Source organism: Kitasatospora sp. NPDC088548 (assembly GCF_044753005.1).
Classification (GTDB): domain Bacteria; phylum Actinomycetota; class Actinomycetes; order Streptomycetales; family Streptomycetaceae; genus Kitasatospora.
The window spans coordinates 220,109-244,803 of sequence record NZ_JBIVMI010000005.1; the positions used below are offsets into that span (position 1 = coordinate 220,109).

The 24,695-nt window shown below is 73.7% G+C and carries 17 protein-coding genes; 10 read left to right on the forward strand and 7 right to left on the reverse strand.

The window, feature by feature from the left end; all coding sequences use genetic code 11:
* Nucleotides 1-2 precede the first annotated feature (2 nt).
* From ACIP82_RS10135 to ACIP82_RS10145, 3 genes are read left to right on the forward strand one after another with little or no spacing between them, the layout of a single operon-like run.
* Nucleotides 3-2,651 carry a lantibiotic dehydratase gene (locus tag ACIP82_RS10135; RefSeq protein ID WP_400652680.1) on the forward strand — a complete coding sequence of 883 codons (2,649 nt, stop codon included), beginning with the start codon at nt 3-5 and terminating at the stop codon, nt 2,649-2,651.
* On the forward strand, nt 2,638-3,654 hold the full coding sequence (locus ACIP82_RS10140) for a lantibiotic dehydratase C-terminal domain-containing protein (protein WP_400652684.1): 1,017 nt from the start codon (nt 2,638-2,640) through the stop codon (nt 3,652-3,654). The genes ACIP82_RS10135 and ACIP82_RS10140 overlap by 14 nt, the downstream gene beginning before the upstream one ends.
* Nucleotides 3,651-4,820 carry a thiopeptide maturation pyridine synthase gene (locus ACIP82_RS10145; protein ID WP_363608239.1) on the forward strand — a complete coding sequence of 390 codons (1,170 nt, stop codon included), beginning with the start codon at nt 3,651-3,653 and terminating at the stop codon, nt 4,818-4,820. The genes ACIP82_RS10140 and ACIP82_RS10145 overlap by 4 nt, the downstream gene beginning before the upstream one ends.
* A gap of 16 nt (nt 4,821-4,836) precedes the next feature.
* Here the strand turns inward: ACIP82_RS10145 and ACIP82_RS10150 are convergent, their stop codons facing one another.
* Together ACIP82_RS10150 and ACIP82_RS10155 are read right to left on the reverse strand one after the other, a co-directional pair.
* The gene (locus ACIP82_RS10150; protein ID WP_400652687.1) at nt 4,837-7,641 is read right to left on the reverse strand and encodes an AAA family ATPase; all 2,805 of its coding nucleotides are present in this window, start codon (nt 7,639-7,641) and stop codon (nt 4,837-4,839) included.
* Between the two features lie 161 nt (nt 7,642-7,802).
* Nucleotides 7,803-11,159: a hypothetical protein gene (locus tag ACIP82_RS10155; RefSeq protein WP_400652690.1), complete on the reverse strand. Its 3,357-nt coding sequence runs from the start codon at nt 11,157-11,159 to the stop codon at nt 7,803-7,805.
* An 819-nt stretch (nt 11,160-11,978) separates the two neighbouring features.
* On the opposite strand from ACIP82_RS10155, the gene ACIP82_RS10160 reads away from it, so the two are divergent.
* The 3 genes from ACIP82_RS10160 to ACIP82_RS10170 all read left to right on the forward strand — a co-directional run bounded on the left by ACIP82_RS10160 (nt 11,979) and on the right by ACIP82_RS10170 (nt 14,644).
* Nucleotides 11,979-13,262 (forward strand): AarF/UbiB family protein, encoded by a 1,284-nt coding sequence (locus tag ACIP82_RS10160; RefSeq protein ID WP_363608245.1) that lies wholly within the window; start codon nt 11,979-11,981, stop codon nt 13,260-13,262.
* 154 nt (nt 13,263-13,416) lie between these two features.
* Nucleotides 13,417-14,007, forward strand: coding sequence for a hypothetical protein (locus ACIP82_RS10165; RefSeq protein WP_400652693.1), 591 nt, complete (start codon nt 13,417-13,419; stop codon nt 14,005-14,007).
* Nucleotides 14,000-14,644: a copper resistance CopC family protein gene (locus ACIP82_RS10170; protein WP_363608249.1), complete on the forward strand. Its 645-nt coding sequence runs from the start codon at nt 14,000-14,002 to the stop codon at nt 14,642-14,644. The genes ACIP82_RS10165 and ACIP82_RS10170 overlap by 8 nt, the downstream gene beginning before the upstream one ends.
* A 70-nt stretch (nt 14,645-14,714) precedes the next feature.
* Here the strand turns inward: ACIP82_RS10170 and ACIP82_RS10175 are convergent, their stop codons facing one another.
* Complete coding sequence (locus tag ACIP82_RS10175) at nt 14,715-15,557, reverse strand: helix-turn-helix transcriptional regulator (protein WP_363608251.1); 843 nt, start codon at nt 15,555-15,557, stop codon at nt 14,715-14,717.
* 101 nt (nt 15,558-15,658) lie between these two features.
* Between ACIP82_RS10175 and ACIP82_RS10180 the strand changes: the two genes are divergently transcribed.
* Both ACIP82_RS10180 and ACIP82_RS10185 read left to right on the forward strand, forming a co-directional pair.
* Complete coding sequence (locus ACIP82_RS10180) at nt 15,659-17,074, forward strand: MFS transporter (RefSeq protein ID WP_363608253.1); 1,416 nt, start codon at nt 15,659-15,661, stop codon at nt 17,072-17,074.
* Between the two features lie 189 nt (nt 17,075-17,263).
* Nucleotides 17,264-18,145, forward strand: a complete 882-nt coding sequence (locus tag ACIP82_RS10185; RefSeq protein ID WP_363608255.1) for an alpha/beta hydrolase — start codon at nt 17,264-17,266, stop codon at nt 18,143-18,145.
* A 75-nt stretch (nt 18,146-18,220) separates the two neighbouring features.
* On the opposite strand, the gene ACIP82_RS10190 is transcribed toward ACIP82_RS10185, so the two are convergent.
* Nucleotides 18,221-18,922 carry a DUF899 domain-containing protein gene (locus ACIP82_RS10190; protein ID WP_363608257.1) on the reverse strand — a complete coding sequence of 234 codons (702 nt, stop codon included), beginning with the start codon at nt 18,920-18,922 and terminating at the stop codon, nt 18,221-18,223.
* 250 nt (nt 18,923-19,172) lie between these two features.
* Here ACIP82_RS10190 and ACIP82_RS10195 point away from each other — a divergent pair, with 250 nt between their 5' ends.
* Nucleotides 19,173-20,354 (forward strand): acyl-CoA dehydrogenase family protein, encoded by a 1,182-nt coding sequence (locus ACIP82_RS10195; RefSeq protein ID WP_400652699.1) that lies wholly within the window; start codon nt 19,173-19,175, stop codon nt 20,352-20,354.
* Nucleotides 20,355-20,437: 83 nt separating this feature from the next.
* Here ACIP82_RS10195 and ACIP82_RS10200 read toward each other — a convergent pair whose 3' ends face one another.
* Nucleotides 20,438-21,268: an SDR family NAD(P)-dependent oxidoreductase gene (locus ACIP82_RS10200; RefSeq protein ID WP_400652702.1), complete on the reverse strand. Its 831-nt coding sequence runs from the start codon at nt 21,266-21,268 to the stop codon at nt 20,438-20,440.
* A 247-nt stretch (nt 21,269-21,515) separates the two neighbouring features.
* Nucleotides 21,516-22,865, reverse strand: coding sequence for a carotenoid oxygenase family protein (locus tag ACIP82_RS10205; RefSeq protein WP_363608263.1), 1,350 nt, complete (start codon nt 22,863-22,865; stop codon nt 21,516-21,518).
* Between the two features lie 79 nt (nt 22,866-22,944).
* Here ACIP82_RS10205 and ACIP82_RS10210 point away from each other — a divergent pair, with 79 nt between their 5' ends.
* Nucleotides 22,945-23,586, forward strand: coding sequence for a TetR/AcrR family transcriptional regulator (locus ACIP82_RS10210; protein WP_363608265.1), 642 nt, complete (start codon nt 22,945-22,947; stop codon nt 23,584-23,586).
* A gap of 73 nt (nt 23,587-23,659) precedes the next feature.
* Here ACIP82_RS10210 and ACIP82_RS10215 read toward each other — a convergent pair whose 3' ends face one another.
* A complete protein-coding gene (locus ACIP82_RS10215; RefSeq protein ID WP_400652706.1) occupies nt 23,660-24,622 on the reverse strand; it encodes a hypothetical protein in 963 nt (320 codons plus the stop codon).
* Nucleotides 24,623-24,695 lie beyond the last annotated feature (73 nt).

The following is a 24,695-nucleotide window of genomic DNA, read 5'->3' on the forward strand; positions in this document are numbered from 1 at the left end:
TCATGCCCCAGGACTTCTCCACCCCGGACACCTTCGGCATCCGGCTCGGCGGGCTGCCGGTGTCGATGCTGGACGACATGCGCTCACCGGAACTGTGGCAACGGGTCGAGGCGGTGCTCCGCGCCGACCGTGAGCTGACCACCGCCGAGGCCGCGCTCTCGGACGCGCTGTTCGAGGTGATCGGACACCGGCCGGACGGCCGGCCCCTGCTGGTCGCGCTCCGCCGGTCGGTCCACAACCGCCGGCCGCCGACGCCCCGGTGCTGGAACGACGACGTCCGCGCGCTGCTGCCGCCCGCCCTGACCGACGGGGTGCGGTCCTGGCTCGCCCTGGTGGCGACGTACCAGAGCGACCTGACCCGACTGGACGAACTGGTCGAGCACCACACGAAGGCCCCGTACGCGCTGCTGCGGAAGGCGGCCGGCGATCCCGCCTTCCAGCACGGGCTGGTCCTGAGCAGCCCGGTGCTCCACGACCGGCTGCGCACCTGGCTGGCCCAGCCGGAGGAGACCGTCCCGGACCGCCGGCTGGCCCTGCGGCTGGCCAAGTACCTCGCCCGGATCACCACCAAGACCAGCCCGTTCAGCACCTTCACCGTCAGCGGCCTCGGCACCTGGCAGGACCGGGCCCCCGCGACTGCGGCCCTCCCGACTCCGGCGTCCGCCGGCTTCACGGTGCGCAGCGTCACGGAGATCAACGTCTGGGTGGTCCAGCAGCTGGTCCGGCGGCTGAGCGGGCATCCGGTCCTCGCGGCCCGCCTCCGGCTGCGGCTCAACCCGAGCGCGCTGCTGATCGGCGACCGCTGGGAGTTCCTCGGCGCGGGCTCCGAGGAGCCGCTGCGCGCCCTGCCGGCGACCGCTGCCGTCCGGGCCTGCCTGGACGCGGTGGCCGAGGAGGGCCGCGCCCGCGCCGACGCCGCCGAGCGGTTGGCGGCCCGGACCGGCAGCACGCCGGCCGCCGCCGACGCCTACCTCGGCCGGCTGGTGGAGCTCGGGCTCCTGGAGGCCGAACGCCCCTTCGCCGACCAGGCCCTGGATCCGCTCGCCGAACTGCGCTCCTGGGTGGACGGCGCCGGGCCGGACCTCGCCGGGATCGGCGGCGAGCTGGCCCGGCTGGCCGAGCACCTGGACGGCTACCCGGCGGCCGCGGACCCGGAGGACCGGCTGCGGCGCACCCGGGGAGTCGAGGCCGCCCTGCGGCGGATCAGTCTGCTGGCCGGACCGGATCGGATCGAGCTGCCCGCCAAGAACAGCGTCATCGAGAACGCCCTGCTGGTCGCACCGCCGCCCGGGCCGGACCGGCACGCCTGGGAGCCGGTGCTGCGCGATCTGGACGTGGTGCGGCGCTGCTACGCCGTCCTGGACCCGGCCCTGCCCGGCCGGGTGGCGCTCGCCGAGGCGTTCGCCGAGCGGATCGGCCCCGGCGCCACCGTGCCCTTCCTCGTCTTCCACCGGGCGGTGCAGGAGTGGCTGCGCGAGGACGCCGGCCTGCCGGGCCTGCTCTCCATCGGCACGCACGGCTACCAGGCCCTGACCCACCACCGGCTCCCCCGGATCCGCGAACTGGCCCTGCTGCGGGCCCGGTTGTGCGCCGAGGCGGCGGACGGGCGGGCGGACGGACACGGTGTGCTGTGGCTGGACCCGGACCGGCTCTCCGCGCTGGCCGACCGGTGGCCGGTCTGGATGCGGCCGCCGGACTCGGTCGCCTTCTACGGCCAACCGATCAGCGGCGGAGGCGGCGGCGGTGAACCCGGCGACGACGGGCCCCGGTTCGTGCTCAACGCCGTCAACTCCGGTCACGGCCGGGGCCGCGACCGGATCCGGCGGCTGCTCGCCCAGGCCGGGATCACGGCCGAGGCGGCCACCGCGCCGCCACCCGACGGCGTGCTCGTCGCGGACACCTGCCGCCACTACGGCAGCAACGTCGGGCTGCGCACCTCGGCGCTGGCCGTGGAGATCGACTACCCCGAGGGGCCGAGCCTGCGCGGCACCGGCGACCGCCTTCCGCTCGCCGACCTCGTGGTGCGGCACGACCCGGCCCTGGGTCTGCTCACCCTCCGCTCGCGCGACCGCGACGCCGTGGTGCGCCCGGTCCACCCCAACCTCATCGCGGAGCTGTGGCTGCCGCCGGCGATCCGGCTGCTGATGCAGGCGTTCGGCGCCACGGCCAACCTGCTCATCCCGGGCCGCCGGATGTTCGGGGACACCTCGCTGGCCCGGGTCGACGGCATGCTGGCCGAACCCCGGGTGGTGATCGGCCGGACGACGGTCAGCCGCCGCCAGTGGGTCTTCCCGGCGGACGCGGTGCCGGCCCGGCTGAAGGGCGAGCGGGACCGGCCCTATCTGCTGCGGCTGGCCGCGTGGCTGCACGAGCACGGGATGCCGCAACGCTGCTTCGTCCGGGGCCTGGACCCGTCCTCGGTGGTCGGCGGCAGCGTGTGGCGGATCAAGTCCCGCAAGCCGCTGTACGTCGACTTCGCGAACCTGCTGCTGGTCGGCGTCTTCGAGCGGATGCTGGCCGACCGGGGGCATGTGCTGTTCCTCCAGGAGGCCCTGCCCGACCCGGCCGACACCCCGGACTACGGGGACCACGGTTCCCGGGTGACCGAATACCTCGTCGAGATCAATGGAGGACACGATGCTGAGCGGTAGCGGCCGGCTGGACCCGGACACGGCGGAGGACTCCGACTGGGTGTGCGCGCACATCTTCTACGACACCGACCAGGACGCGCTGCTGGCCGGCTGCGTCCGGCCGCTGGTCGCGGCGCTGACGGCCGAGGGCCTGGTGCAGCGCTACTTCTTCCTGCGCTACTGGGAGGGCGGGCCGCACGTCCGGCTGCGGCTGCTTCCCTCGTTCCCCGCCGACCGGGCCGAGATCGAGCACCGGGCGGCCCGGCGGATCCGCGCGTTCCTGGCCGCCGCCCCGGCCGCGGACGTCGTGGACCGGACGCGCTTCGCCCAGGTGGCCGAGGGCCTGGCCGGCCTGGAGGGCCGCGCCGGCCATGACGAGGCGGTGCGGCCGAACAACTCCGTGGAGTTCCTGCCCTACCGGCGCGAGCACGGGGACTACGGCTACGGCCCGGCCGTCGCCGCCGTCGAGCGGCACTTCCTGGAGTCCAGCGAGCTGGCGCTGTCCGTGGTGGCGGCCGGTGCGTCGGTGGAGCAGCGCGCGCTGCTGGCGTTCGACCTGGTCGTCGGGGTGTTCGCGCTCTGCGACGAGGTGCGCGACCGCTGGGTGCGGCACGGCGGCCCGCCGCTGCCCTTCGGCAGCGGTCCGGAGGCGGCCGATGTCGAGCCGCGCTATCTGGCCCAGCGCGAGAAGCTCCAGCAGCGGGCGCAGCGCACCTGGCGGCTGGCCGCCCGGCCGGACGGCGGGGACCACCGCGCGTACTGGCTCGCGTCGGTGCGCCGGCTGCGGGAGGACCTGCACGCGCTGGAGGACGCGGGCGGCTTCACCTCCGAGTGGGCCGACTCGCCGCTGGCCGAGCCGCTCCATCTGGCCGCCACCGACCACCCGGCCACCAGCCTGGTGCTGCTGCGCTGCGCTCACCTGGTCAACAACCGGCTCGGGCTGACGCTGTGGCAGGAGAACCAGCTGCGGTTCCTGGTCGGCCGGGTCCTCGCGGAGCTGCCCGAGGCGCTGGCGGCCTCGTGAGCCGGCCGTCCGCCCGCTGGCACAGTCTCCACGTCCACCACCACGACGAGCGGACCGAGGCCGCGCTCGTCCTGGACGCCGTCCGGCCCGCGTTCGAGGCCGTGCGCCCGCTGGTCGACGGCGCCTGGTTCGGCCGGCACTGGCTGCGCGGGCCGCACCTGCGCCTCAACTTCCTGGTGTCCGGGGAGGACTGGGCCGCCCTGGTGCGACCGGCCGTGGCCGCGCAGATCGACGCCCATGTGCGGGCCCGTCCGTCCACGGCCCGGCTGGACGAGGCGGCGCTGGCCCCGGTGCACGAGCGGCTGGCGGAGCTGGAGATGGAGACCGGGCCGCTCCGCCCCTGGGTGGCGGACAACACCGTCGTCGAGCGGCCCTACGACCACCGGCTGCCGGTCCTGGGCTCGATGCGGGCCAGCGAGCTGCTGGCCGGGTTCCTCGGCGACACCAACGACCTGGCGTTCGGGATGTACGACCACCTCCGGTCCGGCGGGGCCCTGGCGCCGCTGGCGCTGGACCTGATGTGGGCCACCGTGTCGGTGGCCGCCGTCCCGTTCGACGAGGGAGGAGCGCCGATCGAGCGCGGTTTCCTCTCGCTGCGCTCACACGCCGACGCCTTCCTCTCCCGGACCCAGGACCCGGCCGGGTACCGGGCGGCGTTCGACGGGCGCTACCGGCGGCAGGCCGACGCGCTGGCCGAACGGCTGCGCGCGGTGGAGGCCGCGCTGGCCGGCGACGGGGGCGGCCCGCCGTTCGTCCTGGAGTGGGCGGAGGCGGTCCGCCGCTGCCAGCGGGCGGCGTACCCGCTGCTGGTGTCCGGCGAGGTGTCGCTGAGCGGGGCCGGGCGGGCGCCGCGGATGCCGACCCGGCAGGTCAGCGAGTTCCACCGGCTGCTGCAGAGCGACCACGGCCACGCGGACTTCCTGCGCACCGACCACTGGTTCGCCTCCTTCCGGCTGGTGGTGAACTACCTGTACGTCCACCTCAACCGCCTCGGGCTCGGGCCGGTGGACCGGGGGCTGCTCTGCCATCTGGCGGCGAACACCGTCGAGACGGTGCACGGGGTCTCCGCGGTCGGCAGCTTCCAGCGGTACGTGGTCGCCTCGCCCGCCACCGGCGTGCCCGAGTGGGCCGGCCTCGGCGAGCAGTGGGCGGACGGGCTGGGCTGAGCCGGCGCGGCGCCGCCTACCGGGGGTGTGCGTGCCCCGGCCGGGCGGCCGTCCCGGTGGCTGTCGCTCTGGCCGTCGCCGTGGCCGTGGCCGGCTCCGTCGCCGGGATCACCTCGGCGAGCTGCTGGCGCCCGGCGATGCCGAGCTTGCGGTAGGCGCCGGACAGATGGAACTCGACGGTCCGCACCGTGACGTACAGCCGGTCGGCGATCGCCCGGTTGGTGTGGCCCGCCCGGGCCAGGCGGAGGATCTTCAGCTCCTGCGGGGTCAGCCGGCCCAGGAGCGGATCCACCGGCTCGTCCGCGTCCCCGGGGCAGACCGCCTGCCGGGCCGCCGTGATCCGCTGCACCAGTGGCCGCGCGGCGCAGGACCGGGCCGTGGACAGCGCCGCGGTGAACTCGGCGCGTGCCTCGTCCACCCGGCCGGCCGCACCGAGGACGGCGCCCAGGTCCAGCCGGGCGGACGCGAGTTCCAGCCGGGCCGGGGAGCCGGCCAGGGTGGCGACGGCGTTGGTGAGCAGACCGGTCCGCCGCGCGCCGGTCTCGGCCAGCGCGAGCGCGTGCTCGGCGGTGCCGATGGCGCGCGGGGTGCCCCAGCGGCGCGCGTCGTCCAGCTCGGCGGCGGCGAGCCGGGCGGCCTCGGGGAGTTCGCCCGCCTCGACGAGCAGCCGCGCGGCGCGCGACCGCCAGGGCGCCACCGCCGGATTGCGCACGCCGCACTCGGTCAGCAGCCGGCCGGCGGCGAGATGGTCCTCCACCGCGCGCGGCAGATCACCGGTCTGCTCCCACAGCACGGCGCGCGCGGACAGCACCGCGGGGGTGTCCTGCCGCAGTGGCAGGTCGTGGTCGAGCCCGCAGTCGGCGAGCAGCGCACGGGCGGTATCCGGCTCCCCCATCAGGGCCCGCGCCTCGACCAGCGCCGACACGGCGAGCACGGCCAGCAGCTGGGACGCGGACGCCGCCGCGCAGAGCAGCTCCGCCATCGGGGTCAGTGCCCCGGCCGCGCCGGCCAGGTCGCCGCGTGCCCGGCAGATCACGGCCCGCAGCAGCTCCGCCGCGACGTCCTCCCACCGCCCGGGCGGCGCCCCGTTGGCCAGGCGGGCCCGGCCGCAGTGCGTCCACGCCTCGGTCAGCTCGTCCGCCAGGACGAGCGCGCTACAGCCGTACCACAGGTACCTGGCCTGGCCGTCCGCGCGACCGGCCAGCGCCTGCCGGGCATGGCACACGGCCGCCGCCCGGTCCTCGCCGGCGTTGACGGCCTCGGCGGCCCGCAGCATGGACAACTCGCGGCATTTCTCTCCCGGCTGGGGAGCCTCGGCGACGAGGTCGTCGACCCGGTCGGCGCTCCGCGCCAGCCAGGAGGGGCCACCCGCGCAGATGAACGCCCGGTGCAGCCGCAGACGCCAGCTCTGTACCGGGGCCGCCCCGCCGAGCCGTTCCGCCGTGTCGTCGAGGACCGCCACGGCGTCCGCCGGCCGCCCGCACTCGGTCAGCAGACCGGCCAGGGCCACCGCGTAGTCGGTGGTGATCTCGGGCTCCTCGGCCTCCTGCCGGGCCGCGTCCAGCTGGCGGGCGGCGAGGTCCGGATCGACGAACGCGTCCAGCGTGGCGAGTTCACGCCGCACCGCCGACCGGACGCGCGGCCGCAGCCGCTCGCGCAGCACCCCGCGCAGATGCCGGGCGGCGTCCTCGGGCCGGCCCTCCCGGGCCAGTCGGCGCGCGGCGATCCTGAGCGGCCGCACCGTCCAGCCCAGGCCCAGCGGTCCTGCGGCGACCAGCTGCCGGGCGACGCCGGTCACCCCGTAGTGCCCGTCGCGCAGGATCTCGGCGGCCCTCAGGTGCAGGGCGGCCCGGCTGCCGACCGGGATGCCGCTGACGACCATGGTGGCCAGCAGCGGGTGGCGGAAGGCCGGCGGGGTGCGGTTCGCCAGCAGGCAGCGGCCGACCAGGACGTCCAGCCCGGCCAGCGCCTCCCCGACGGTCAGCCCCGCCAGTTCGGCGGCCAGCGCGATCTCCGCATCGACCCCGAGCACGGCGACGGCCCTGGCCAGGGCGAGCGCCGGCTCGTCCAGGCCGCCCAACCACCGTTCGGCGTCCGGGAGAAGCGTCGGACCAGCGGTGGCCCGGACCTCCTCCGCGGTGGGCGCGGCGCCGGTGTGGGCGGACAACAGGGCCACCAGCAGACCGGGGTTTCCGCCCGTCAACTCGCGGCACGCGGCGGCGGATTCCTCGTCGAGCTCGACACCGCAGCGGGCCGCGGCGAAGTCGGCGAGGGCGGCCGTGGGCAGCCCGGCGAGACGGATGTGCTCGGCGCCCGCCGCGAGTTCGGCCGTCAACGGGGGTTCGTGGCCGGAGCCGCAGTCACCCGCCGACAGCGCGATCACCAGCGGAGTGGGCAGCGCGGACTCGGACAGGGCCGACAGCCAGCGCAGCGACCAGGGATCGGCGTGGGCCGCGTCGTCCAGACAGACCGCGATCGGTGTGCGCCGGGCCTGCGCCCGCACCAACCCGGCGAGTTCGCAGAGGAGTTCGTCTGATGGGGCCCGCTGTGCGGGCAGTGCGGCGGCGCTCGGCAGCAGGCCGCCGAGGAGACCTTCGACCGCCGCGAACGGCGTGTCCGGACTGTTGCGCGCCTTGGCGACGGCCACCTGGAAGCCGGCTTCGGCGGCCATGGTGGCGAGTTCCGCCAGGGCCGCCGACTTCCCGCTGCCCGGCTCGCCGTCAAGCAGTACGGTGGTCGGCCGACCGGTGCGCGCTCTCTCGACGACGGCCCTCAGCCGCGCCAGTTCGGATCCACGACCGGCCCCCGACAACGAGGTCATCCGCCCTCCCGCACCGCCCACCACGGCCTCGGCACCGCGCGGTCCGCCGACGGCCGGGCGCCGCGATGATCGGCACTCGAACGCGATAGAACGCGGTCACTCTATGACAAGGCCCGACAAATACTCATGACGCGATCATCACTCCCCATGTCATATGTACTTCAACCACCCGTCTCCGCAGGTGGCTTGTTCACGTACCCCGTACCCGGCACCCGGCCACCCGCCCCGGCCTCCGGAAGAACGGCCCGGCCCACCGCGCCGGAGGCCGCCCGGTGGGCGCACCCGCAGGTCCGGGCACACCGCGGCAGCGGGGCGGGCGACGCATGGAGCAGCCGCTCGACCGAGCGCACCTCGGTGAACGCGGCCATACAGGAAACGCATTCGCGCATGTGACGCTCCTGAAGCCGCGACGCCTGGACACCGAGGCCGCCTCGGGCGTGGGTACCGAACCTCTCGATGAACCTGCGGCAGGCCTCACCGCCGGCCCCCGCGTGCTGGCTGAGATAGGCGCGGCGCAGCCCCTCCCGGGCGCGGTAGGCCAGCGCGGAGACCGCGGAGGGCGACAGCCCGAGCACGCCCGCGGCCTCGGTGGCGGCCGCACCCTCGACCGTCGACGGAACATCCGTCACCTTCACCCACGGACCCGCACCACCCGACTGACAGTCAGCAACCGTCGTCGACCCACAAACCTCCTTGTCGATCGTCAACGACGACACATTCGCCGTCGCCGAAGACGGCGGAGTCGTGACCGGAGGCGTCCCCGGCGGAGAACCCGGCGGCACGAACGACGCCGTCACCACGTTCGTCGTCGAGGTCGTGATATTGGCACTCGAGCAGAAGAACTGCATGCTCGCACCAGCGGCCAAGCTGAACGTCCCGGCGGCCGTCACACAGGACGGGGCGACGCCGTCGTTCAGCGTGATCCCGGTGAGGTTCACCTGACCGGTGTTGGTGGCGGTGATCCGCCAGTACGCCGTCCCGCCGGAGGGGACGGAGGTACTGGATGCCCATGGTCCGATTCCGCCGCTTTGACAGTCGGCCGGGTTCGAGCTGGTGCAGACCTCCTTGAGCACGGTCATCGCCGGCTGGCAGCCGGCGCCCGGGGTGACCTCGAAGGTCACCGTGTTCGAGGTGACGGCGGGCAGGGTGCCGGTGACCGCGGTGGCCTGGTTGGAGACCGAGGTGATGGAGCAGTCGGTGCCCACGGTGGTGTCGAAGCAGACCTGCGGCGGGTCACCGACGAACGAGACCACGGTCATCGGGTGGTTGGTCGGGGTGAACGACGAGCTGTTGAGCAGCGAGATGTTGGAGTCGACCGTGATGGGTGACGTCGACACGGGGATGGAGGAGATGTCCGCCGTCCCGGTAGTGGGGTTGAACGGGAACGTGCCCAGCACGTTGCCGCTGGAGTCCTTCACGGTCACCGACGAGGCCGCGAAGTTCACGGTGGTCGGATCGATGTCCGCGAGTGACACCGTGCCGTACGAGGTCACGTGTCCGGTCTTCCCGTCGCAGTAGAACTGGGCCGGGTTGAGCATCGAGACGGCGGTGAGCCTCAGGCAGGGGGCGGCGCCGGTGACCGGGTCCATGGACCACAGGTAGCCGCTGTCGCCCAGGCCGTACTTGCACTGCCCGTCGTAGGCGTAGCCGTAGGGGCGGGTGACGCCGCCGTTGACGTTCGGCGGCCCCGACAGGGTGCCGCCCGTGCCGTAGGAGGCGCACGGGGCCTGGGTCACCCAGTCGTAGCAGTAGTTGTAGTCGGCGACGGTGGGCGTGCTCGACCAGTAGGGGAATTCGGTCTCCAGGTGCCCGTTCGGCGCGGTGATCGTCAACGGGTTCATGTAGACGTTCTGCCCGAGGGGCGCGGCATGCGCGCCGACCAGGGCCTGAAGACCCGGGGGCACGGCGATGGAGGCACCGGTGAGGCTGAAGCACTGAACGGTCCCCTGCGCCGGGTTCGAGGACGCGGTGCTGTCCGCGCCCACGGTCGTGCAGACACCGAGGATGTTCCCGGCCGCGTCGTAGTCCGTGAAGATGTTGTCGTTGACGACGGTGAAGTTGGGGACGCCGGTCTCGACGGCCAGCGTCTTCGGGACGGCCCAGCCGGTGCAGGCCGCGTTGGTCGCGGGGTCGAAGCACGACATCTGCGAGGTGTTGACCCCTCCGATGTTCGCGGTGTCGGTGATGTAGATCTTCCCGTTGACGAGGTCCGTCGTGCCGAAGTAGTCGTTGGGTGTCGGGCTGTTGGTGGCGCTGGTGTTGGGGCCCAGGCCGATGCTGAAGGTGCCGCAGCCCGTGTTGGTCGTCGGGTCGTAGCAGAGCACCTGCCCGCTGGTGGACACCCCGTAGATCAGGCCGTTGGCCGCCTGCACCAGACCGCCGATGCCGTTTCCGCCGGCCGCGGTCGCGCTCTGCAGGGAGGTGAACCCGCAGCTCTGCTGGGTCTGGAGGTTGAGGCAGCCGACGCCGATCTGGGTGGGGGTCGAGGTGAGGGACGCGGGGTAGTACAGCTGGTCGCCCAGCAGGACGTACTGCTCCTTGCGCGTGGTGCGCACGTCACCCGTGGTCGCACCGGCGGCGGAGGAGTTCAGGGGCCGGGGCCAGGTCTGCGGCGCGCCGGTCGGGCTGGGGCACGGTCCGTTGGTGTCCAGATCCGTGCAGACCACGATGGGCAGGGGCGAGGTTCCGGCGTGGTGGTAGATGTTCCACGCCTCGCGGACCGGCTGGCCGTTGATGGTGGCGGTGAACAGGATCGGGATGAAGCCGTCCCCGCCGGTCGCGGTGTCGACCGGAGTGAACGGCGCGGGGATCAGGTTGGTCGTGCTGGTGGCCGGCGACCCGGTGTTGGGGTTGGCGGCCTGGACCACGTTGGTGGCGGTGCCCTGATCGGTCGTCTGGAAGGTGGTGCCGCCGTCGGTGGACCACTGCGGGGTGAACCCGGGCGGGACCTTCAGCGAGCCCGGCACATAGGTCTGGGTCTGCGGCGTACTGCCCGGACCGCCCTGGATCACGTCCGTGACGGTGGCCGGCTGCACGGTGGAGGCCGGGTTGCTGTACGACACCACCCACTGGAGGGTGTCGCCGTGGTCGGCGGTGGTCGTGCTGCCGTTCGTCAGGTCGACGCCGGTCTTGCTCAACGGGGGGACGGCGGCCCGCGACGGTGCGGGGGGTGCCGGCGCCTTGCTCCCGTTCGTCCCGTTCGCCGCGTTCGCCGAGGGGGGTGCGAACGAGGTCAGCGAGGCGGGCAGCGAGAACGAGGACACCGCCGCGGCCGTCGCGACGAGGACGGTGAGCACCGCCCGGGCCGCCCTCGGCGGACGCCCGGGCCCTCGGCGGGCCCGCGACGCGGTCCGGCCGGCCGCGAGACGCACCACGCCCCACAGCGCGACCAGCAGCGCGAACGCCCTCGTACCCGGCGACCGGCCGGCGGCGGGACCGGCGGCACGGGGTGAACCGGCATCCGGCGGGCCGGCTCTGCGCCGCTCCCGGGCCAGGCGCGAGACCGCGCATCGTCTCATGGTGGATCCCTTCCAGAAATACAGGCGCACACGCACCGTCTCGATATGGCAAGGCGGAGCGGCGTCGGCCGGGAGGAAGCGGGGACCTCCGGCCACCGCCGCGGATCAGCGGACCAGGAACGCAGCGACAGCTCCTCCACGGCCGGGAGGAGGACGGGCGCCGGGGCGCCGGGCCGGCACGGCGTAGGCGTCGGCGTGCGGGAGGAGGTTCGGAAGGACGCGCGGCAGGAGGCCGCAGAAGAGGTGCGGAAGAGCCCACGGGAGGACACGGGGGAAGGCGCGCGGGACCGCGTGCGGCGCCCGCAGACGCGGGAAGCAGGTGTCGTCCATCGGTCGGTCACGCTCTCCTCGGCCATGCCCGGCCTTCGCGTTCGACAGCCGGGCATCACCTTGGAAGAGGGGTTCGGCCGGTGCGAATGACGCCGTGGACGTGACATCGCGCCGGAAAGCACCCGTCCGGCCCTACCCGATCCCTCGCCGTCAGGTTCGCATGCCACGGCCTCGAATGACTGCCACTCGGGCCGACGGTCCATCAGGACGGTGGAGGGTGCGGGGAGGCCGGTCCGCGACAGAGAGGGCAATACCGAAGATTGCCGCTGGATTCGGGCCCGCAATACTCATGGCGGACAGGGGGCGCGACCCACGGCCGTACGACGTGCCGGGCCGGCTGTCCTCCTCCGGCATGCCGTCGCGGCGGTTCCCGGGCAGTCGTACGGCGCCACGGAGCGGTTCGGACCGGGCCTGCCCGCCCGAGGGCGGGCGGGCGGCGGGGCCGGGGCCGCTCCCCCACTGATGACGGAAGCGAGGCGACGGATCACCATGACAGGACAGCCCAGGAAAGTCGGCCGGTGGGACCTGGTCGCGAGGTTCTGCCAGGTCCTGCTGATCGTCGGCCGCCATCTGCTCAGGGCGGCGGCCCGGCGGCTCTCCCCCGGCCGCGGCAGGGCCGCCCGCGCCGACTCGGCGCTGCCCGCGCTGCTGATCGCGCTCGGCCCGTTCTTCGTCAAGGGCGGGCAACTGCTGAGCACCCGGCGGGATCTGCTGCCGGCTCGGATCTGCCAGGCCCTGGGCGGGCTCACCGACGCGGTGCCCGCGCCGCCGGCGGCCGCGATCGAGGCGGTCGCGCGCGCGGCGTACGGGCCGCCGGAGCGGTGGCCGTTCGCCTCGGTCGGCTGGGAGCCGGTGGCGGCCGGGAGCATCGCCACCGTGCACCGGGCGGTCCTGCTGGACGGCCGCGAGGTGGCGCTGAAGGTGCGGCGCCCCGGCGTCGCCCGCGCCCTGGAGACGGACCTGCGGCTGATCACCGCCGTCGTCCGGGCCGGCCGGTGGGTGCCCGCGCTGCGCAAGCTGCCGGCCGAGGAGATGGTCCGCCAGGTGGGCGGGGCCATCCTCGGCCAGCTCGACCTGACGGCGGAGCTGGCCTCCCTGCACACCCTGCGCCGCAACCTGGCCGGGGTGGCCGGCGTCCGGCTGCCCGAGCCGTACGACGCGTTCTGCTCCGAGGAGACCGTGGTCATGGAGTTCATGACCGGCCTCGGCCGGTTCAGCCCCGACGCGCGCCCCGCGCCGGAGCGCCGGGAGATCGTGCGCACGGTCCTGCTGGCGGTGTACCGGATGCTCTTCCTGGACGGGACGGTCCACTGCGATCTGCATCCGGGGAACCTCTACCTGACGGACCGTTCGGAGGTCGTCGTCCTGGACGCCGGGTTCGTCGTCCGCCTGCCGGACCGGGTGCGGCGGCTGTTCGGCGAATTCTTCCTGAACATGGCGCTCGGCCGGGGCCGGCGGTGTGCGGACATCACCATCGAGAGCGCCGCCGTGGTGCCGGAGACGTGCGATCTGGAGAGCTTCCGGGCGGCGGTGGAGAAGCTCGTCGCCGAGGCGACCGGGGCCCTGTCCGGCGACTTCGACCTGGCGGCCTTCGCGCCGCGGCTCTTCCGGGTCCAGCGGGACCACGGGATCTTCGCCGCGGCGGAGTTCGCCTTCCCGCTGCTCTCCATGCTGGTGATCGAGGGGATGATCAAGGAGTTCGACGCGGGGGTGGACTTCCAGGCGGAGGCGGTGCCCGTTCTCATGGAGGCGCTGCGGGCCCCGGCCGACTGACCCGGCAACAGGTGACTTCGCGCCACCTGGGCAACCTCGAAGAAGCCGGTCGCGGGCGGCTCGGGCACATTGGTCCGGGCGCCGCGCGGCCCCACGGCGTGTCCGCCGCGGCCGGCTGGGCCCCCTCACCCACCTACGCCCCACTGGAGTTCCTGTGACGAAGACCGGGGAACCGAGAGCCACCGGCAGCATTCTGCTGGACCGCCTCAACGGATCGCATCACCGCGCAGCACTGAACGGGTTCCTGCTGATCGTCCTCGGGCACTGGGCCGAACACATCACGCAGGCGTACCAGATCTGGGGCCTCGGCTGGCCCGTGCCGAAGGCCAAGGGCGCACTCGGCCTCGCCTATCCCTGGCTGGTCACCTCCGAGTGGCTGCACTACGGCTACGCGCTGGTGATGATCATCGGTCTCTTCGCGCTGCGCCGCGGCTTCACCGGGCGCAGCCGGACGTGGTGGACGATCGCGCTGGGCATCCAGTTCTGGCACCACATCGAACACCTGCTGCTGATCATCCAGGCGCAGACCGGCCACTACCTCTTCGGCAAGTCGGCACCGACCAGCGTCCTGCAGCTGCTGATCGCCCGGGTGGAGCTGCACCTCTTCTACAACACCATCGTCTTCATCCCGATGGTCATCGGCATGTATCTCCACCTGCGGCCGAGCCAGGCCGAGCTGGCGGAGATGACGTGCAGCTGCCGGGCGCAGGAGCCGTCCCGGACGACGGTCGCCAGCCATGCCTGAACTGGTCGGCGCCCCGGTGGCGGACCAGCAGGCGGAACAGGAAGCGGACCGGCGGGCGGACCCGGCCGACCGGCCCGAACGGCGGGCCGCCCGGTCGTTCCAGCGGACGATGGCGGTCGGGATCGCCCTGCTGGCGGTGGTGCTGGCGGCGGTGGCGTGGATCAGTTCGGCGGAGCCGGTCCGCCTCGGCCGGGCGAGCCCCGCGGCCGGCGGCACGGTCGAGCTTGCGCCCACCGAGGTGTCACTGGACTTCGACGGCCCGGTGCGTTCCTCGTCCGTGATGCTGGCGGTGAACGCGCCGGACGGCGCCTCGGTGACCACCGGCAGCCCGGTGCTCGACGGGGGCCGGCTGTCGGTGCCGGTCGCCGTCTCCGGGCCGGGCACGTATCTGGTCACCTACCGGCTGGGCCTGGACCGGGGCCGGGTGGTGTCGGGGACGACGGAGTTCACCGTCGGTTCCGGCACCGGTTCCCGGTCCGCCGACCCGGACGAGGACGATTCGCAGGAGTCGGCGGCGGGTGGCCACAGCCACGGCCACGACATGGAGGGGCCGTTCAACATCGGCCTGCTGGTCGTGGACGCGGTGCTGCTGGCCGTCGTGGTGCCGCTGGTGGTACGGCGCCCGCGCGCCAGGTGACGGGTGCCAGGTGAAAGGCGCCCGGTGAAAGGCGCCCGGCGGCCGGGGCACGCCCCCGGCGGGCGCGCCCTCAGGCGACCGGCACCCGCCGGTCCAGCGGCGTTCCGGCGGCGGCCAGCCGTCGCAGCGCCGCCTCCGAGGGGGATCCGGGCTCGACGGTGAAGGCCACCACCATCAGCTCCGGGTCGTCGCCGCGCAGCACTTCCTGATGGACCGTCAGCTCGCCCGCCAGCGGGTGGCGCAGGACGTTGGTGAAGGAATCACAGGTGGCCACCGAGTGGTCCTGCCAGAGGGAGGCGAACTCCGGGCTGGCCCTGAGGAGTTCGTTGACGAGTGCGCGGACCCGCCGGTCGCCCGGGAGCCTGGCCGCGACCATCCGGAGGTGGGCCACGACGGAGCGGGACTTCTCCGGCCAGTTGACGAACAGCTCGCGGGTCCGTGGGTCGAGGAAGACCATCCGGGTCATGTTCGGCAGCTCCGTGCGGTGGCCGGCGAACAGGGCGTGCGCGAGGTCGTTCCAGGCGAGTACGTCCGAGGTCGGGGAGAGCACCATGACGGGCACCCCGGCCATCATCGCCAGCAGCCGCTCCAGGCCCTCGGGCAGCGGGCCGTCCTCGCGGCGGGCCGCTCCGGCGGCCGCCCGCCGGGGCCGGGCGAGCACCGCCAGGTGGGCGCGCTCGGCGGCGTCGAGCCGCAGCGCGCGGGCCAGCGCGTCCAGTATGGCGTCCGAGACGTTCTGCCCCAGCCCCTGCTCCAGCCGGGCGTAGTAGGAGACGCTGACCCCGGCGAGCTGGGCGAGCTCCTCGCGCCGCAGGCCCGGTACGCGGCGGCGCTCACCGTAGCGGACAAGTCCGACGTCCGAGGGACTGATGCGGCCCCGACGGGACTTGAGGAATGCGCCTAACTCATCCATGGCTTCATTATGCTGAAGGTACGACTGGGAAGGCTAGCCTTCCTGGTGAGACGAACGACAAGAGTCTGGCTAGGAGTCGGGTCTTCTCCCACCCTTGCTCCATGACCACGCATCCCGACTCGCGGCAGCGCATGAGCACCCGGCTGAAACTCACGCTTTTCGTCCTGCTGGGCGCCCAGTTCATGCTCTCCGTCGACTTCTCCATCCTCAACGTCGCGCTGCCCCAGATCGGTTCCGGGATCGGGATGTCCAGCGAAGACCTACCGTGGGTCGCGTCGGCGTACGCGCTGCCCGCCGCGGGCTTCACCCTGCTGTTCGGCCGGATCGCCGATCTCTTCGGCCGCCGCCGGCTCTTCCTCGCGGGCATCGTCCTGCTGACCGTCGCCTCGGTGCTCGGCGGGGTGGCGGACGACCCCGGTCTGCTGCTCACCGCCCGTGTCCTGCAGGGCCTTTCGACCGCGATGGCGGCTCCGGCGGCGCTGTCCCTGCTCACCACCTCGTTCTCCGAGGGCGCGATGCGCGAGCGGGTGCTCGGCCTGAACGGCGCCCTGCTGTCCGGCGGGTTCACCGTGGGCGCCCTGGTCGGCGGCACCCTGGTCGGCCTGCTCAGCTGGCGCTGGGCGTTCCTGATCAACGTCCCGGTCGCGCTGGTGATCCTGGTGGCGACGCCCCGGCTGATCGAGGACAGCCGGGCACCGGAGAAGGTCCGCCTCGACGTGCCCGGTGCCGTCACGGTGACCGCCGGCCTGCTGGCCTTCGTCTACGGCGTCATCGACAAGAGCATCCTGATCTCGGCCGTCGGCGTGCTGCTGCTGGGCGTCTTCTGGCTGATCGAACTGCGGTCGCCCGCACCGCTCGCGTCCGTCCGGATCCTCAAGCGGCCCAGCGTGAAGTGGGGCAACTTCGCCGGTCTCGTCGTGTTCTCGATGGAGAGCGCGCTGATCTTCCTGATGACGCTGTACTTGCAGGACGTGCTGGACTTCGCGCCGCTGACCACGGGGCTGATCTTCGGTGTGCCCGGCCTGGCCGCCGTCGCCGCCGGTGTGGTCGCCGGCCGGGCGATCGGCCGGTTCGGCACCCGGAACGTACTGGCGGTCGGTCTGGCGGTGCAGGGCCTGGCCACCGCCCCGCTGGTCCTGGTCGGCAGCGACCGCGTGATGCTGGCGGTGGCGCTCCCCGCCCTGTTCATCAGCTTCTTCGGCCATGTCACCTCGATCGTCGCCTACACGGTGACCGCCACCTCCGGGCTGCCGGACTCCGAGCAGGGCCTGGCCACCGGCCTGGCCGCGCTCAGCCAGCAGGTGGCCGTGACGATCGGCATCCCGATCCTCAGTGCGGTCGCCGCCACCCGCAGCGTGCAGCTCGACGGCATCCACCTCGCGCTCGGCGTCGACGTGGCCGTCACCCTGGTCGCGGTGGGCCTGCTCTGGGTGGGGCTGCGCAACCGCTCCGGGGCCGCCTCCCCGGCCGCCCAGGAGCCGCCGGTCGAGGTGGGCGAGCGGGCCGCCAGCCACTGAGACCGGGTGGTCTCAGCACATTCGGAGAAGATATCCGTCCGATTTCCCGGGATTATCGAACAGCGCCCCCGGCACGGAGAAACCCGCGGCACGGTCCGCGGGTTTCTCCGTGCTTCGCGTGACCGCGTTCCGGCCCGAACCGGACCGGCCGACACCCTCTCTTTTCCACCCCGAGGAAACGGACCACCTGTGGCAGTCAAAAGCATCGCCGTCAACGGAATCGACATCTCCTATCTGGAACTCGGCGAAGGGCCGCTGGCCCTACTGATGCACGGGTTCCCCATGTCCCCGGCGACCTACCGCCACCTGATGCCCGCCCTGGCCGGGGCGGGCTACCGGGCGGTCGCGCCGTATCTGCGGGGGTTCGCCCCCTCGGCCGTCCCGGCGGACGGCGGCTTCGCCATCGCCGACCTGGTGGCGGACGTCAACGGCCTGCACGAGGCGCTGGGCGGCGACGGCGACGCCGTGCTGGTCGGCCACGACTTCAGCGCTCCGGCGGTGTGGGGCGCCGCGCAGGCCGCCGACCGCTGGTCGAAGCTGGTGGTCTGCGACGTCCCCCCGCTCCCGGTGTTCGGCCCGATGGTGCTCACCCCCCGGGGCACCGACGCGCTGAGCCACTTCTGGTTCTTCCAGATGGCGGTGGCGGAGCAGGTGATCGCCGACGACGACATGGCCTATCTGGACTGGGTCTACCGGAAGTTCACGGCCGAGGGGTTCGACGCCACGGAGGACGTGGCGCACGCCAAGGACACGCTGCGCGCGCCCGAGAACCTGCGGGCGGCGCTCGCGCTGTACCGCACGGCCTTCCCCCCGGCCGCGTTCGGCACCCCTGACTGGGCCGCCGAGCACGGCGCGGTCTGGGGGGCGCCGCCGAGCCAGCCGGTGCTCAACCTGTTCGGCTCCGAGGACCCGAGTTTCGCGATCACCCCGGACGTCCTGGCCGCGATCGCCGAGGCGCTGCCGAAGGGCTCGCACGCCGAGGTCGTCCCGGGGGCCGGCCACGTCGGGCTGGTCGAGAAGCCGGCCGAGGTCAACAGCCTGATCCTGCGTTTCCTCGCCGGGGAGCTCTGACCGGCGGGTGCACCGAAACGGCCCGGGCGGCCGGCTGTGGAGGCCGGCCGCCCGGGCCGTTCGGTCGACGCCCGCTCAGGAGCTGAACTTGTCCTGGCCGTTCCACCAGTTCTGGCCGGGGCCGACGGCGTTGGCGTCCTCGTAGCGGTCGTGGTGGCGCCACCAGTCCCAGGGGTGCTCCAGCCCCTCCTCCTGCCGGCCCAGCACCGTCATCTCCAGGTAGTTGTAGGGGCTGAGGGTGGCCTCGCCGCCGCGGTCGAACACCGAGTTGGTGTGGAAGACCTCGTCGCCCTCGCGCAGGAAGGTGCTCACCCCGGGGATCTCACCGCGGTCCGTGGTGACGTGGAAGTCCCGGTTGAACTCGGTGCCGTAGGACGAGACCCACGGGATGTCCCAGCCCATCCGCTCGCGGAACGGCTCGATCCTGGCGATCGGCGCCAGCGCGACCATCACGAAGGAGGTGTCCCGGGCGTGCAGGTGGGAGAGGTGGCCGACCGAGTCGGCCTGCATCGAACAGCCCGGGCAGCCCTGCTCCCAGGACGGTTCGAACATGAAGTGCCGGACGATCAGCTGGCGGCGGCCGGCGAACAGGTCGAGCAGGGTGGGGTTGCCGCCCGGCGCCTCGAAGACGTACTCCTTCTCCACCTTGACCACCGGCATCGAGCGCCGGAGCACCCCGACCTCGTCCCGGAAACGGGTCAGCTCCTTCTCCCGCTCCAGCAGCTCCTTGCGGGCCGCGAGCCATTCCTCCCGGGTCACGACGGGCGGCATAGCCATGTTGTCCTCCTGGGGACAAATCCGCCCACCGGGACGGCATGGGCGGGAACGAATGCGTCGGTCCAGCGTGGCACGCGGGACGCCGCCGTGTCTTCCTCTCGATTGCCCTGACCGAAAAGCAGTCCGGCCGGGTTCGGCAATTCTGAAGATGCCCACCCGGGCGGCCCGGTGGAATCGTTTCCCCGGTGACCGCCCGCACCGTACGGAAATACGGTCAGGTCACCCATCCCCAATCGCCCAGGAGGCCATGATGTCGTCCAGTGGAATACCGACGCGGGAAGAAATCGTCGACCGGGTCGCGGCGCTGGTGCCCGTCCTCCGGGAGCAGGCGGTCTGGTCCGAGGAGAACCGACGGCTGAGCGACGCGACGATCGCCACCCTGGCGGAGGCCGGCGTCTTCCGGCTGCGCACGCCGCGGCGCTACGGCGGGTACGAGTGCGACACGACGACGCTGGTGCAGGTCGCCATGGAGCTCGGCCGGGCCGACGGGGCCATCGGCTGGACGTCCTCGGTGTACTGGATCCCCACCTGGATCGCCGGGCTCTTCCAGGACAGCGCCCAGGACGAGGTGTTCACCACCCCGGACCCGCGGGTCTGCGGCACCAACAGCCCGACCGGCACCGCCGTCCCGGCCGAGGGCGGCGTCGTGCTCAACGGCTCCTGGAAGTTCATCAGCGGGGCCTGGCACGCCGGCTGGCAGGAGGTCGCCGCCGTGCTGCTGCGCCCGGACGCCGAGCCGGAGCCGCTGATGCTGCTCGTCCCGATGTCCGACCTGGAGATCGCGGACGACTGGCACACCGTCGGCCTGCGCGGCAGCGGCAGCGTCACCACGCTGGCCGACCACGTCTTCGTCCCGCAGCACCGGATCATCCCGATGAGCGCGGCGATGCGCCCGCAGGGCCTCTCGCAGGCCAACGCCGACTCCCCCGTCTGGCGCACCCCGGCCACCCTGGTCGCGGCGGCCTCCGGGGTGGGCGTGGCGGTCGGTCTGGCGAAGGCGGCCAAGGAGGTCTTCTTCGAGCGGCTGCCCGGCCGGCAGATCACCTACACCGACTACACCGCGCAGAACGAGGCCCCCGTGACGCACCTTCGGGTCGCGGAGGCGGTGAACCGCATCGACCAGGCGGAGTTCCACGCCCTGCGGGCCGCGGCCGTGGTCGACGCCAAGGCGGCCAGCGGGGAGGAGTGGAAGATCGAGGAGCGGGCACGGGTCCGCAACGACCAGGGCGAGGCGACCCGGCTGGCGAAGCAGGCCGTCGACACCTTCGTCAGCATCAGCGGGGGTTCCGCGATCTACCTGGACGTGGCGCTCCAGCGGATCGCCCGGGACATCCAGGCCGCCGGTCTGCACGCGCTGATCAACCCGGACACCAACGCCGAGCTGTACGGGCGGATCCTCTGCGGTCTGGAGCCGAACACCCTCTACATCTGAGCCGTCCGCGGCCGGACCAGGGCCCGCCGTCCCGCTTGCCGGGGCGGCGGGCCCGTCGCCGTCGGTACCCGGCCGTCCCGCCGTCAGTGCGCCGCCATGCCGCCGGTCAGGTCGACCAGGGCCGCCGTGGTCGCGTCGGCCCGCTCCGAGGCCAGGAAGGCCGCCATGTCGCCGACCTGCGCGAGCGACGGCCCGCGGTCCAGCAGGCTGCGGGCGGCGGAGCGGCGGTTCCAGCCCTCCGCCCGGCCCGGCAGGTCGGGCAGGTCGGTCGCCAGCGTGCTCTCGATACTGGCCCGCGCCTCCGGCGAACCGGCCGAGTGCAGGCAGAGCACCCGGACACCGGCCGGGCCGACCTCGGCGGCCAGCGTCCGGGAGAACGCCTCCACCGCCGCCCAGGCCGGGCCGAAGCCGGCCGTGTAGGGGTAGGGGATGCGCGAGGGCACCGCCGTCGCCATCATGATCACGCCGCGCCCGGCGGGCACCATCCGCGCGGCCGCCGCGTTGGCGGTGGTGAACTGCGCCCGGGTGAAGTCGATGATCGGCAGCGCGAAGTCGTCGAAGGACAGCTCCCCGAGGGCCGCGCCCTGCTCCCCGCCCGGGCGGTGCGTGGAGGTGGCGCAGAACGACACGTCCAGCCGGCCCGTGCGCTCGACGACGGAGTCGACGAAGGCCTCCACGGCCTCCCGGTCGAGCGCGTCGACCTGCGCGGTGACCAGCGAGCCCGGCCCCGGCCCGGCCCCGTCGGCCGGCTGCTCGTCGGCCGGTTGCTCGTCGGCCAGCTGCTTGAGCGCCGCCTCGCCCCGGCCCGCCACGAACACCTGCGCGCCCTCGCGGACGAACGCCCGGGCCACCGCACCGCCGATCGCGCCGGGTCCGTAGACCACCGCCGTCTTCCCGGCCAGCAGACTCTCCATCGGGTTTCACCTTCCCTCGGGCGAGCCGGACACGCGGCCCGCGGGACTTCGGCACCGCCGTAACGGCGGACACGTCCGATCCACGCTAAGGAAGGTCCGGGCGGGCCGCGAGCCGAGCGGGTCCCGGTCCGCGCCGCGCTCCGGGCGACGCCGCAGGCCGCGGCGGCCGCGCGGGCGGTCCGGTCCGGCGGGCGGTCCGGCGGGCCGTCCGCTGACGCACATGCGTTCGGGCCCGGCCGCGCCCGGTTCAGCCCCCCGGCACCCAGGCCGTGTGCCCGGCGGCCGGGAGCCCGTCCGGCAGCAGCACCTCGGCGACGGGGGCGCCGGTGAAGTCGGCGGTGTCGACCACCACCAGCGAGCCGCTGTCCCGCTCCCGGTCGTGCACGAGGCCCAGCACCCAGCCGTCGCCCTCCGGCGCGCCGGGGCCGCGCGGGACGAACACGCCCTCCCCCACGGTGCGGCCGGCGCCGACCCGGTGCACCGCCGTCCGCCCGGTCAGCAGGTCGTGCCGGAGCAGCGCCGTACCGGTGGCGGCGCCGCGGCCGTCCGGCCGGACGGCCGTGGTGAAGGCGTAGCGGTGCGGCAGGCCGCTGCGGCGGGGGTCGATGCCGGGCAACTCCTCCACGAAGTCGTCGAGTTGCTCCTCCAGCACGGTGCCGGAGAGCCGGTCCACCGTCCATCGCCACAGGCCCGGCGCCGCCTGCCCGGGGTCGAGCGGGTGCGCCCCGGGGCGGGGCGCCGGGTGGCGGATCGCGTCGATGACGAGGTGCCGGCCGGTCTCGTAGGCGTTGACGGGGTGGAAGACGTAGCAGGGCTCGATCTCGATCCAGAGGATGTCGTCGTCGCCGCCGTCGCGGGGCAGCAGGCCGAGCCGGGCGCCGTGCCGGTCGTCCCACTGGTAGCGCGGGCCCGGTCCGGGGCCGTCGGCGACGACCGGCAGGTCGTAGAGGACGGCGTACCGCTCGGTGAGCGAGAAGGCGTGCATCATCGGGGACTGCTTGACGGTGATCCGGCGGGCGCGCCGCACCCGGCCGGTCCGGTCGACGGCCACGTGCTCCACGTAGGGGCGGCGGTGGTCGAAGGCGACCGCGTGCAGTTCCCCGGTGACCGGGTCGAGCACCGGGTGCGAGGCGAAGCCGTTCGGCAGCGTGCCGTCGAAGTCGCCGCGGGCGACGGTGTCCAGCTCCGGGCCGAGTTCGACCGGCAGCGCGCCGTCGTCGCCGAGCGCCAGGATCCGCCCGCCGTGGCCGACCAGGGCGGCCCCGGCGTCGTCGGCGAGGGCGCGGCGCGGTCCGGGGACGGTGAGCTCGCCGAGCCGCCGGCAGGCCCGGTCGGTGCGCAGCCAGCGGCTGCGGTACCACTGCGCCTCGCCGTCGCGCAGCCGCAGCCCGTGCACCAGCGGGTCGCCGCCGTGCAGGTGGTGGCCGGCGTCCGGGCCGGCGCCCGGGCCGGCGCCGGCCGCCAGCAGCAGGCCGTCGAGTCCGGCCGGGAGTTCGCCCCGGACCCGCGGGGCGTGCACGGTCTGTTCGCCCGCGACCGGCCGGGGCTCCCGGCGGGTGGCGCGAAGAAGGGTGTCGGACTGGCTCTGCGTCAACATCGCTACCCGCCATGGCGTCTCGGCGTTACGTAACACTGTTACTATTCAGGTGTACCGCTGCCGTGACAGCATGTCAACGGTGAGTCCCCGTCAAGCAGACCCCAGACTCGGCGCGCAGCTCATCGAGGCCGCCGCCCGCCTCCTCGCCGAGGAGGGCCCGCTGGCCCTCTCGACCCGCCGGCTGGCCGCCGCCGTGGGCACCTCCACCACCGCGGTCTACACCCACTTCGGCGGCATGGACGACCTGGTCCGGGCCGTGGTCCACGAGGGCTTCGTCCGGCTCAACGGCCGGATGAGCGCCATCGGCGAGGGGCCCGACCCGGTGACCGACGTCGCCTCGCTCGGCCACGCCTACCGGGACAACGCCCTGGAGCACCGCTACCTGTACGGCATCATGTTCGGCGGCGCCGGCCTGGGCGGCTTCGCCCTGACCGACGCCGACCGCCAGCACGGCCGCTACACCCTGGAGATCCTGGTCCGGGCCGTCGTCCGGTGCATGACGGCCGGCCGCTTCCGGGCCCACGACGCCCAGCTGGTCGCGCACCAGATGTGGATCGCGCTGCACGGCCTGGTCACCCTGGAGCTCGGCGGCTACCTGGTCGAGCCGTACGACGCGGACGCCTGCTTCGAGGCCCAGGTCTGCGGCCTGATCGTCGGCGCCGGCGACAAACTCGCCGACACCATGGCCTCGTTGAAAACAGCGCGGGAGCTCCGGGCCTGATCTCCGGGGCCCGGGGCTCCCGCGGTCGCGGCCCGTCGGCGGGCCGTGCAGAGCGTGCGGAACGCGCCGGGGGTCAGTTCCAGGGCGCCGTCGGGAACCAGAGGTAGCCGAGCCGGCCCAGGATCCGGATGTCCCAGTAGACGATCGTGAAGACCCCGGCCACCAGGAAGGCGGCGGCGGTCAGCGCGCTCGCCCGCGCGGGCCTGGCGGCCAGCCAGCCCCGCAGCCGGTCGCCCGGGGTGACCGAGAGGAGCACGAACAGCAGCCCCATGACCACGATGTTGCCGATCGACTGGAGCACGAAGGCACCCGCGCCGTAGAACGGGTTGTGGGTGTTCGCGGCATGCCGGAAGAGGTCCCGGAAGAGCGGGTACGGGCGCCCGATCAGGAAGCCGCCGACCAGCACGCCGATCAGCACCAGCGGCGCGTTGGGGAACCGGCGGGAGAGCGCCGCCAGCGGATCGCGGACCACCCCGGCGGCGGCCAGGCCCAGCACCACCATCGCCAGGCCGATCAGACCGTAGGTGGTCATCGACTGCGCCGCCCGCGGCGAGAGGCCGCTGGTCGGGGCCGTGGCGAACTGCGGGAGGTGGGTCCCGGCCAGCCCGACCAGCGCGCCGTAGGCCGCCGAGACCGGCACCAGCCCGGCGCCGATCCACAGCAGCGGACGCACCGTCTGGAGGAGTCTGGCCCGGCGGGTCCTCTCCTGGCCGACCAGCGGGCCGACCGCGCCGAAGACCGCGATGTTGCAGGCGGTGAAGGAGCCGGCCAGGCCCGTGACGAACGCGAACAGCACCCCCGAGGCGATGCCCGCGATCGGGGTGCCGTGGGCGTCGTGCCCGAGCAGGGCGGTGGCGGTGTTGAAACCGATCTCGCGGTCGACCAGTTCGGAGTTCCAGGCGTACGCGATGAACAGGCCGCCGAGGACGCTCAGCCCGAGCGTCAGCCCGAGCCGTCCTGGGCGGTGTCCGTTGACGAACAGGGAGGTGGGAACCGCCGGACGGACGGCGGACCGGGCGTCGATCACCTTGCTCATGGCTGTGGGCCTCCTGCGGGCTGGCGGGACAGGGCGTTTGGAGTATGGGGCGCCGCCGGGCGGCGGACTTCTT

Coding starts and splice junctions, on each gene's coding strand:
- ACIP82_RS10215 (WP_400652706.1), bottom strand. CDS start 24,622: ATGAGCAAGGTGATCGACGCCCGGTCCGCCGTCCGTCCGGCGGTTCCC.
- ACIP82_RS10140 (WP_400652684.1), top strand. CDS start 2,638: ATGCTGAGCGGTAGCGGCCGGCTGGACCCGGACACGGCGGAGGACTCC.
- ACIP82_RS10180 (WP_363608253.1), top strand. CDS start 15,659: ATGACCACGCATCCCGACTCGCGGCAGCGCATGAGCACCCGGCTGAAA.
- ACIP82_RS10155 (WP_400652690.1), bottom strand. CDS start 11,159: ATGAGACGATGCGCGGTCTCGCGCCTGGCCCGGGAGCGGCGCAGAGCC.
- ACIP82_RS10150 (WP_400652687.1), bottom strand. CDS start 7,641: ATGACCTCGTTGTCGGGGGCCGGTCGTGGATCCGAACTGGCGCGGCTG.
- ACIP82_RS10160 (WP_363608245.1), top strand. CDS start 11,979: ATGACAGGACAGCCCAGGAAAGTCGGCCGGTGGGACCTGGTCGCGAGG.
- ACIP82_RS10190 (WP_363608257.1), bottom strand. CDS start 18,922: ATGGCTATGCCGCCCGTCGTGACCCGGGAGGAATGGCTCGCGGCCCGC.
- ACIP82_RS10170 (WP_363608249.1), top strand. CDS start 14,000: ATGCCTGAACTGGTCGGCGCCCCGGTGGCGGACCAGCAGGCGGAACAG.
- ACIP82_RS10135 (WP_400652680.1), top strand. CDS start 3: ATGCCCCAGGACTTCTCCACCCCGGACACCTTCGGCATCCGGCTCGGC.
- ACIP82_RS10200 (WP_400652702.1), bottom strand. CDS start 21,268: ATGGAGAGTCTGCTGGCCGGGAAGACGGCGGTGGTCTACGGACCCGGC.
- ACIP82_RS10175 (WP_363608251.1), bottom strand. CDS start 15,557: ATGGATGAGTTAGGCGCATTCCTCAAGTCCCGTCGGGGCCGCATCAGT.
- ACIP82_RS10205 (WP_363608263.1), bottom strand. CDS start 22,865: ATGTTGACGCAGAGCCAGTCCGACACCCTTCTTCGCGCCACCCGCCGG.
- ACIP82_RS10195 (WP_400652699.1), top strand. CDS start 19,173: ATGTCGTCCAGTGGAATACCGACGCGGGAAGAAATCGTCGACCGGGTC.